Raw genomic sequence first — 8162 nt, forward strand, 5'->3', positions numbered from 1 at the left:
GGTGGGCGCCTCTCGAAGCACGGGTTCGTAGAACTTCCCCGACCGTGAATATCCCTCAAGCCAGCGCTTCGATGTGCCCGTGTGCAGGCCGACCAGCCGATCGACATCTCCGTAGGAGTAGATCGCACGGTCGAGCAGGGTCTTCATGGGTCAATCATGACACCGGCAGCAACAGCGCCTGGGAGGCTGTGGACAAGTCCCCACTTTCCCCCGGACTCACGCCCTCCGATACAGCTCCGCCGGCCGCCCCCGCCCCGACCGCTCCAACTCCCCCGTCGCCACCAGCCCAGGCAGCATCCACCTGCGGAACGTGTCCGGAACCAGCCGTTCTCCGAGCACCGCCTCGTGCAGTCGGCGCAGCCGGCGCAGCGTGAACGGTCCCTCGAGCAGCGCGGCCGGGTCCGGCATCTCCCGGTACTGATCACGCAGCATGTCCACGGCGAACGCCACGATCCGGTCGTGATCGAAGGCGAGCGTCGGCATATCGTCCACCGCAACAAGGAAGGCATCCGCAGGCAAAGCCACGGCCCTCACGACGTCCACGTGCGCCACGCTCAGCACCCGGCCGCGATCGTCGCGGTCGAGCGCGTCGAAGACGTGCAGCTGTCGCGGCGCCAGCCCGCGGACGCCCGCCTTCTCGCGCAGAGACCGCAGCACCGCATCCTCGAGCAGCTCCCCTTCATGGAGGAACGTGCCCGGCAGACGCGGCGGTTCGCCATGCAGCAGAAGCACCGACAGGCGGCCATCGTGGACGACCGTGAGCACAGCAGTGTCGACCGCGACGGACGGCCGGGGGAACGATTCGAGCGAAGGTGCCACAGCCTCATTTTACGCACATTTGCGCAATGTCGATGCCCAGGCGCATACTAATCTCATCGATTTAACGCAGACTTGAGTTAAAGGAGTCGACATGGCCGAGAAGAACACCCGTGGCAGCATCCACTGCCTGCTCACCGGCGGGCCGCTCGACGGCGCGCACTACGGCGACGTCCCGAACCCGGGGCATTCGGTCGAGAAGGCGAAGCTGACCATCCCGCTGTCGCAGCCCGCCGAGATGGCGCCGCAGGCTGTCTATGTCTGCAGCCGGCCGGGCGCACCCGACGAGGTGTGGCGCTACGACTATGTCAAGACGATCCTGCCCGTGCTCCCCGTCGGCACACAGGCGTCGTTCGCCTGAGCACGAAAGGAACGATCATGAGCATCAGCACCATCCAGCTCGACCGCGCGATCGGCGTCGTCCTCGCATCCGCCGCCGGCGATGCGCTCGGATCGCAGTACGAGTTCGGGCCGTCCCTTCCCGACGACTTCGAACCGCAGTTCGGCACCGGAAGCTTCGGACACGGCGTCGGCGAGTGGACGGATGACACGAGCATGGCGATCCCGATCCTCAACGCCCTCGCCGACGGACAGGAGCTGCTCGATCCCGGTACTCAGGCGTGGATCGTCGGCACCTGGATCGACTGGGCGCGCACCGCGAAGGATGTCGGCTCGCAGACGCGCGCGGTCTTCGCCGGCATCGGCGCACCCGTCACGGCGGATGCTGCGCTGCAGTCAGCCCGCGCCCTCCACGAGCAGTTCGGGCGCAGCGGAGGCAACGGCTCGCTGATGCGCACCGGACCTCTCGCGCTCGGCTACCTCGAACGCTCACCGGCCAAGCTGGTGGAGGCCGCGGGCGCGATCGCCCGTCTCACGCACTGGGAGGATGACAACGCGGATGCCTGCACACTGTGGTGCCTCGCGATCCGGCACGCGATCCTCACCGGCGAGCTCGACATGCGTGCGCAGGTCGCGGAGCTACCGGCCGAGCGGCGGGCGCGGTGGATGGCGCTGATCGACGAGGCGCTGTCGCCGGGTGCCCACCCGCGTGACTTCAGGGAGCAGAACGGCTGGGTCGTGCGCGCGTTCCAGGGAGCGTTGGCCGCGGTCGCTGGTGCCGAATCACTGACGGATGCCCTGTATCGGGCGGTGCGCGGGGGCCACGACACCGACACGGTCGCAGCGATCGCGGGATCGCTCGCCGGCGCGGTGTTCGGCGGGTCGGCGGCGCCTCTGGCCTGGCAGCGCCGAGTTCACGGATGGCCCGGGTACCGGGCATCCGACCTCGCGCGGAAGGCGGTACTGGCGGTGCGCGGTGGCAGGCCCGACTCGGAGGGCTGGCCGACCGCGGAGCAGCAGCCGACCTACCCGCGAAGCGACTTCCTCGCGCAGCATCCGCATGACGCCGGTGTCTGGATCGGTTCGCTCGCCGCTCTCGACCGGCTCCCCACCGAGGTGGATGCGGTGGTCTCGCTGTGCCGGGTCGGCACGGCGCAGGTGCCGACCGCGTGCGAGAGCGTGCAGGTGTGGCTGATCGACGAAGACGGAAAGAACCCGAACCTCGACTTCGTGCTTGAGGAAGCGGCCGCCGTGATCGCGACGCTGCGCGCGGAAGGCAGGACAGTCTTCCTGCACTGCGCGGAGGGTCGGAGCCGCACCGCGGCCATTGCGACGCTGTACGGCGCGCGCCATCGGGGAGTCGAATTCGAGCGGGCGTGGTGGGATGTCGCATCCGCTCTGCCGGGATTCGCGCCACAGCAGTTCCTGCGCGATTCCGTGCGGCGTCTCGCGATGCCATGATCGGCTCATGACCGGTCACGTCTTCGTCATCCAGGGCGACATCCGACGATTCGCATGCGACGCATACCTGTACGCGACGGATCGAGATCTGCGGGACGGCGGCGGGTGGATGCAGTCGGCGCCGGATGCCCCCGGTCGGCTCGATCCGCTCCTTCGGGCAGGCTTCAAGGCGGAGAAGCGATTCACACTGCCTCTCACCGATCGACCTGACCGGCCGCATGAGCCTGCGACGATACTGACCGCAGTCCCCTACCACGGGGTCGCGGACCTTGAGGAGTTCGTTCCGCGCCTGCGTGAGTTCTTCGCCGTCGCGTTCACGATCTCGAAGCAGCGCGGTGCGACGGCGGCCGTCTCGAATCGCGAGCGCCCGCTGCTGGCGGTTCCGCTGTTCGGTGTCGGGGGCGGCGGGGCGGGCGATGTCCGCGGCAGGATGTTCCGAATCGTCTACCGTGAGGCTCTCGCGGCGGCAGCGCACTACGGCGTCGACGTGGCAATCGTGCTGCGGGACCCTCGCGACTACGCGCTCGCACAGATGATCCGACGCGAAGGTCGCGATGCGTGGCCCGAGCTGACGCCAGAGCTCCACGCGAGCGCGCGCGAGCTCGGCGAGATCGCTGCGGGCTCCCGGCTCGTACCGTTCATGGGCGCGGGGATCAGCCTGTCCGCGGGCGCCCCCGACTGGAAGTCGCTGATCAACCGCCTTGCGGTGGATGCCGGAGTCGAGCCCGAGATCAGGAGAGCGCTCGAGAAGCACGACGTCCTCGATCAGGCCGCCTACGTCCAATTCGCTCTCGAACGCCGAACCGGCACTGACAAGGCCGCGTTCGGGAGGATCGTGGCGGATGCCGTGAACGTGCGGCGGTACGGCATCGCACCGCCGCTCCTCGCGGCCCTCGAAGCCGAGCAGGCCATCACTCTCAACTATGACCGTCTCTTCGAATGGGCTGCGAGCGATGGGCAGCGCCCGCGTCGGGTCATCCCCGGTGCCCCCGGAGGCGCGGAGAAGTGGCTGCTCAAGCTGCACGGCACTGTCGATGACCCCGCCTCCATCGTCCTCACCCGCGAGGACTATCTCGGGTTCAACGCTGACCGGGCGGCGCTCAGCTCGTTGGTCAAGGCCACGCTGATGACCCGCCATCTGCTCTTCGTCGGCTTCGGAGTGACCGACCCGCATTTCCACGAGATCGTCCACGACGTGCGTCGGGCCGTGCCCAGCAAGGGGCAGCCATTCGGCACCGTTCTCACTCTCGGGCACGACCCCGTGAAGCGCGGGCTGTGGGGCGATGATCTGAGGTTCGTGGAGCTCGACACACCTCGGCTGATCGATGTATTCCTCGACGCAGTGCTGGCGTATGGGGCATCGTCGCATTCCTATCTACTGGCCAAGGGGTATCTCTCGACGCTCGATCCGGAGGACAGGGTCGTCGCGGAGGCGCTGGGCAGAATGATCGACTCGATTCCCGAGGCAGATCGGCGCGGCACCGCGTGGGATGCGGTTTCGGCGGGCCTCCGGGACCTGGGGTGGGGCGCCAGTGCGAAGAAGCGGTCTTGGAATGCACTGCCGAAGGGGCTCAGCTGAGACCAGCCAAGACCGAACGAAGCACACCTAGGGCGCGAACGGACTCTTGCCCGGGTTAGGTACGCGATCGAGCCACTCGCCGTCCTTGTACTCCACATACTCCGGGCTTTTCGCCTCGATCACGACGATCCCGCGCCCGGGGATCAACACGATGAAGTCGGCCTCGCTCTGGAACTGCGCGCGGGTCATGACTCGGATGCTAACGGGGATGCTGGCCGTCGGCAGGTGATCACGCGTCGCCCTGCCCGATACCCTGGACCTTCTGGTCCATCGCACTGGAGGTGCAGCCAAGTGAATGTGTGGGGCGTCCACAACGACTCTCTTACGACAGAGCTTGTCGACGAGGGTTTCATCAGCGTCGGTTGGGACGGGCTGCCGCGCCTCGATTCAATCCCAAACGGACGGGACGGTCTCAAGCGAGCGTTGGACGCACTGTATCCCGATGCAAAGCCACGCTCAATCGCTGGCCAGGCCGGCATTCTTGCCCGCTTCCGCGATGAGATAGCCGTCGGCGATGTCATCGTTGCGCCGTACAAACCAGACTCGACGATCAACATCGGAATCGTCAGCGGCGCCTACTACTTTGAGGCATCCGCCGAGACGCATCGCCACCGCCGGCCCGTCGAGTGGAAAAAGGTCGGTCTGCCCCGCACGATATTCACGCAGTCAGCGCTCTACGAGATCGGGTCGGTCCTGACGGTGTTCCGTATCCGCAACCACGACGAGGAATTCCTCACTGCTCTTGGCAGCGCTGCGTCTTCTCCCGAAGAGGTATCCGAACAGGTCAGCCACGCAGTCGAGTCGCAGGAGGAAGAGGACTCCGACAACACGCCTCGCGCCTCCCGCATCGCCCGCCACACGCGAGACTTCGTGTTGGAGGCGCTACACCGCAACATCACTCACCGCGAGTTCGAAGAATTCACCGCGGCACTACTCCGTGCACTCGGTTATCAAGCTCGAGTGACTCAGTACTCTCAGGACGGCGGCGTAGACGTGATCGCGCACCGTGACCCCCTCGGCGTCGAGCCGCCACAGATCAAGGTGCAATGCAAGCACCGTACCGGCACGACCAGCGCACCTGAGGTGCAACAGCTCGTCGGCACCCAGGGCCCTGGAGAGCTTTCTCTCTTCGTCACGCTCGGAACGTACTCGCGGGACGCGCTGGCCATCGAGCGGCAGCGTCCGGGACTTCGCCTTCTTACCGGCGAGGACCTCGTCACACTCGTGCTTGAGAACTATGCGGCACTGCCGGAGGAGTGGCGGAACGTCATTCCGCTGACCAAGGTACTCGTCGTCGCGGATAGCGTCGGCAGCTAGGCAAGGCCCCACTCACGAAGCGTTTCTCGCGGCGAACCATGGCCGTCGCCAATCGCTTCCTCTCCGAGATTAACTGCCGCCGCCCACCAACGGACTACTTGTCCCGCCGACTCGACGTGACCAGCCGCGTGCAAGACTTCGGCGACCGCGGCAGTCTCACTCCATTGCATCGCCCGCCAAAGGTCATCGGAGTCACCGGCACCCATCATCACGTCGCTGAGAGAACGGACAGCTCGTCGAAGCTCTGCATCGTTCACTCCGGATGCCTCCTCCACATTGCATGTCGAGCGGTTGTGACAATAGCCGGCACAAAACCGGCGCGCGACCCATGAGGTGTCACCGCCCGTCGCTAGGCTGGCTTCAACCCTCGCCAGGACTCGGAGAATCACGTGAAGAAGCAGATCAACGTCGTCGGCGCCGCGGTCGTTCGCGATGGCACTATTCTTTCCGCACAGCGGAGCCCCTCCATGTCCCTTCCTGGTAAGTGGGAGTTCCCTGGCGGCAAGATCGAGGCCGGTGAGACCCCCGAGCAGGCGCTTCGCCGCGAAATGGAGGAGGAGCTCCTCTGCAAGATCGAAGTCGGCGAGCACGTTGAGACGACGAGTCACGAATACGACTTCGGAGTTGTGACTCTCACGACCTTCTACGCGACGCTGCTTGACGGAGAGCCCAAGCTCACCGAGCATTCCGAGATCCGCTGGATTCCCGCGACTGACCTGAACTCTGTCGATTGGGCCCCGGCGGATATTCCAGCAGTTGATCGCATCATGCGCGACTTCGCCTCGTAGGACGGCATGAGAACCCCTCCCGAGCAACTTCGGCTCGACACTTCCTTCGGATTCCTCGATAAGTCCGTTCAGTCGGATCAGCTGTTCCACCCGCTGCTCATCGACAACGATGGTGCGAATCAGATGCTGCGCGCCATCCGGCACGAGCTCAGCCGCTCAAGATCATTCATCTTCTCGGTCGCGTTCGTGACGACAAGCGCGGTCGCAATGCTCAAGCAGGCGTTGCTCGACTTCCCCGGCCAGGGAACGATCATCACCTCGACATATCTCGGTTTCAACTCACCAGGTGCTTTCCGCGAGCTACTCAACCTCCCGAACGTGACTGTCCGGGTGTACACGGGGACGCGTGCCGGCTTTCACGCCAAAGGCTATCTCTTCGAGCAAGACCAAAGTACGACTGCGATCGTGGGCAGCTCGAATCTCACGCCGCCAGCGCTACTGACCAATAGAGAGTGGAACCTCCGGTTCTCGGCTCTGCCGGACGGCGATATCGTCGACCAGCTCCGTCGAGCGGTGGATGTGCAGTTGCAAACGTCCGTGCCGCTCACCGTAGGTTGGATTGACGCCTACCAGGCGACATACGTCCCGCCTGAGCGTCGCTCCAGGGTGGTTGAGGTCGGCGATGACGCGATCCAAGCGCTCGTGCCTGGCGAGCGAATTGTCCCCAACTCCATGCAGACCGAAGCGCTGGTGGAGATTCAAAAGGTGCGGGATGCTGGTGAGCGACGTGCGGTTGTCGTGTCTGCGACTGGCACGGGAAAAACAATCCTTTCGGCACTCGATGTACGTGCCGTCGACCCAAAACGTATGCTCTTCGTCGCTCACCGTGAGCAGATCCTCGATCGCGCGATCGAGGAATTCAGCCGTGTCCTCGACGCGCCTGCGCGCGAATTTGGCAAATTCGTTGGGCCACGACGAGAGCTCGACCACAAGTACGTTTTCGCGACAATTCAGTCGCTGACGACCGCCAACAACCTCCTCTCGATTCCGCCCGACCATTTCGACTACGTACTCATCGACGAGGTTCATCGCGCCGGCGCAGGCTCATACCGTCAGGTCGTCAACTATCTGCAGCCCGACTTCCTGCTCGGGATGACGGCGACCCCCGAACGCACTGACGGCTTCAACGTCTTCGAGATGTTCGACTTCAACGTTCCGTACGAGATCCGCCTGCAGAAGGCACTCGAAGAGGAGATGCTGGCGCCTTTTCACTACTACGGTGTCACGGATTTCGCACGCGACGAACAAATCATTGATGACACCAGCCAACTCGCCACCCTTATCGCTCCCGAGCGCGCAGACCACATCATCAAGGCCATTGAGACCTATGGCCACGTGGGGACAGCCGCCCGCGGGTTGATGTTCTGTAGCCGCACGGAAGAGGCGAGAGAACTCGTTGCCCTGCTGAACAGACGCAGTGTCCACGGTCGACGGTTGCGCACTGTAGCACTGACGGGCCAGGACTCTATCAACACCCGTGAAGCTGTCGTCGAGCGCCTCGAGCGCGGCGAACTCGACTACATCGTGACCGTCGATGTATTCAACGAAGGAATCGACATTCCGAGCGTGAACCAGGTTGTGATGCTCCGCCAAACCAAGTCGAGCATCATCTTCACGCAGCAGCTTGGCCGCGGCCTCCGCAAGGCTGCCGGCAAGGACCATCTCGTAGTCATCGACTTCATCGGGAACTACACCAACAACTATCTGATCCCGATTGCCCTGTTCGGTGACAACAGCCTGAACAAAGACTCCATTCGCAAGAAGATCATGGATGCCCAGGAGGCTGGCGCAATCTCGGGCCTATCTAGCGTCAACTTCGACAAGGTCTCTCGTGGGTCAAGCCCCTGGTAGTGGTGTAGTTC

General features: G+C 64.4%; 8 protein-coding genes. 6 read left to right on the forward strand and 2 right to left on the reverse strand.

Annotated features, from left to right (window positions below):
* Positions 1–216: 216 nt before the first annotated feature.
* Positions 217–819, reverse strand: a complete 603-nt coding sequence (locus tag BGN97_RS08435; RefSeq protein WP_292700007.1) for an NUDIX domain-containing protein — start codon at positions 817–819, stop codon at positions 217–219.
* A gap of 91 nt (positions 820–910) precedes the next feature.
* On the opposite strand from BGN97_RS08435, the gene BGN97_RS08440 reads away from it, so the two are divergent.
* From BGN97_RS08440 to BGN97_RS08450, 3 genes are read left to right on the forward strand one after another with little or no spacing between them, the layout of a single operon-like run.
* Positions 911–1177: a hypothetical protein gene (locus BGN97_RS08440; protein WP_292700010.1), complete on the forward strand. Its 267-nt coding sequence runs from the start codon at positions 911–913 to the stop codon at positions 1175–1177.
* 17 nt (positions 1178–1194) lie between these two features.
* A complete protein-coding gene (locus BGN97_RS08445; RefSeq protein WP_292700013.1) occupies positions 1195–2616 on the forward strand; it encodes an ADP-ribosylglycohydrolase family protein in 1422 nt (473 codons plus the stop codon).
* A 7-nt stretch (positions 2617–2623) separates the two neighbouring features.
* Complete coding sequence (locus BGN97_RS08450; protein ID WP_292700015.1) at positions 2624–4195, forward strand: SIR2 family protein; 1572 nt, start codon at positions 2624–2626, stop codon at positions 4193–4195.
* A gap of 27 nt (positions 4196–4222) precedes the next feature.
* Here BGN97_RS08450 and BGN97_RS08455 read toward each other — a convergent pair whose 3' ends face one another.
* Positions 4223–4384 carry a hypothetical protein gene (locus BGN97_RS08455; RefSeq protein ID WP_292700021.1) on the reverse strand — a complete coding sequence of 54 codons (162 nt, stop codon included), beginning with the start codon at positions 4382–4384 and terminating at the stop codon, positions 4223–4225.
* Positions 4385–4486: 102 nt separating this feature from the next.
* On the opposite strand from BGN97_RS08455, the gene BGN97_RS08460 reads away from it, so the two are divergent.
* The 3 genes from BGN97_RS08460 (at position 4487) to BGN97_RS08470 (ending at position 8151) form a co-directional block, all read left to right on the forward strand.
* On the forward strand, positions 4487–5512 hold the full coding sequence (locus BGN97_RS08460; protein WP_292700024.1) for a restriction endonuclease: 1026 nt from the start codon (positions 4487–4489) through the stop codon (positions 5510–5512).
* Between the two features lie 389 nt (positions 5513–5901).
* Complete coding sequence (locus tag BGN97_RS08465; protein ID WP_292700027.1) at positions 5902–6300, forward strand: (deoxy)nucleoside triphosphate pyrophosphohydrolase; 399 nt, start codon at positions 5902–5904, stop codon at positions 6298–6300.
* A gap of 6 nt (positions 6301–6306) precedes the next feature.
* A complete protein-coding gene (locus BGN97_RS08470; protein WP_292700030.1) occupies positions 6307–8151 on the forward strand; it encodes a DEAD/DEAH box helicase family protein in 1845 nt (614 codons plus the stop codon).
* Positions 8152–8162 lie beyond the last annotated feature (11 nt).

The organism is Microbacterium sp. 69-10 (genome assembly GCF_001897945.1).
Lineage (GTDB): Bacteria > Actinomycetota > Actinomycetes > Actinomycetales > Microbacteriaceae > Microbacterium.

Excerpts from the sequence above, each read along its gene's own strand:
- BGN97_RS08440 (WP_292700010.1), top strand. The coding sequence starts at position 911 with ATGGCCGAGAAGAACACCCGTGGCAGCATCCACTGCCTGCTCACCGGC.
- BGN97_RS08445 (WP_292700013.1), top strand. The coding sequence starts at position 1,195 with ATGAGCATCAGCACCATCCAGCTCGACCGCGCGATCGGCGTCGTCCTC.
- BGN97_RS08450 (WP_292700015.1), top strand. The coding sequence starts at position 2,624 with ATGACCGGTCACGTCTTCGTCATCCAGGGCGACATCCGACGATTCGCA.
- BGN97_RS08455 (WP_292700021.1), bottom strand. The coding sequence starts at position 4,384 with ATGACCCGCGCGCAGTTCCAGAGCGAGGCCGACTTCATCGTGTTGATC.
- BGN97_RS08470 (WP_292700030.1), top strand. The coding sequence starts at position 6,307 with ATGAGAACCCCTCCCGAGCAACTTCGGCTCGACACTTCCTTCGGATTC.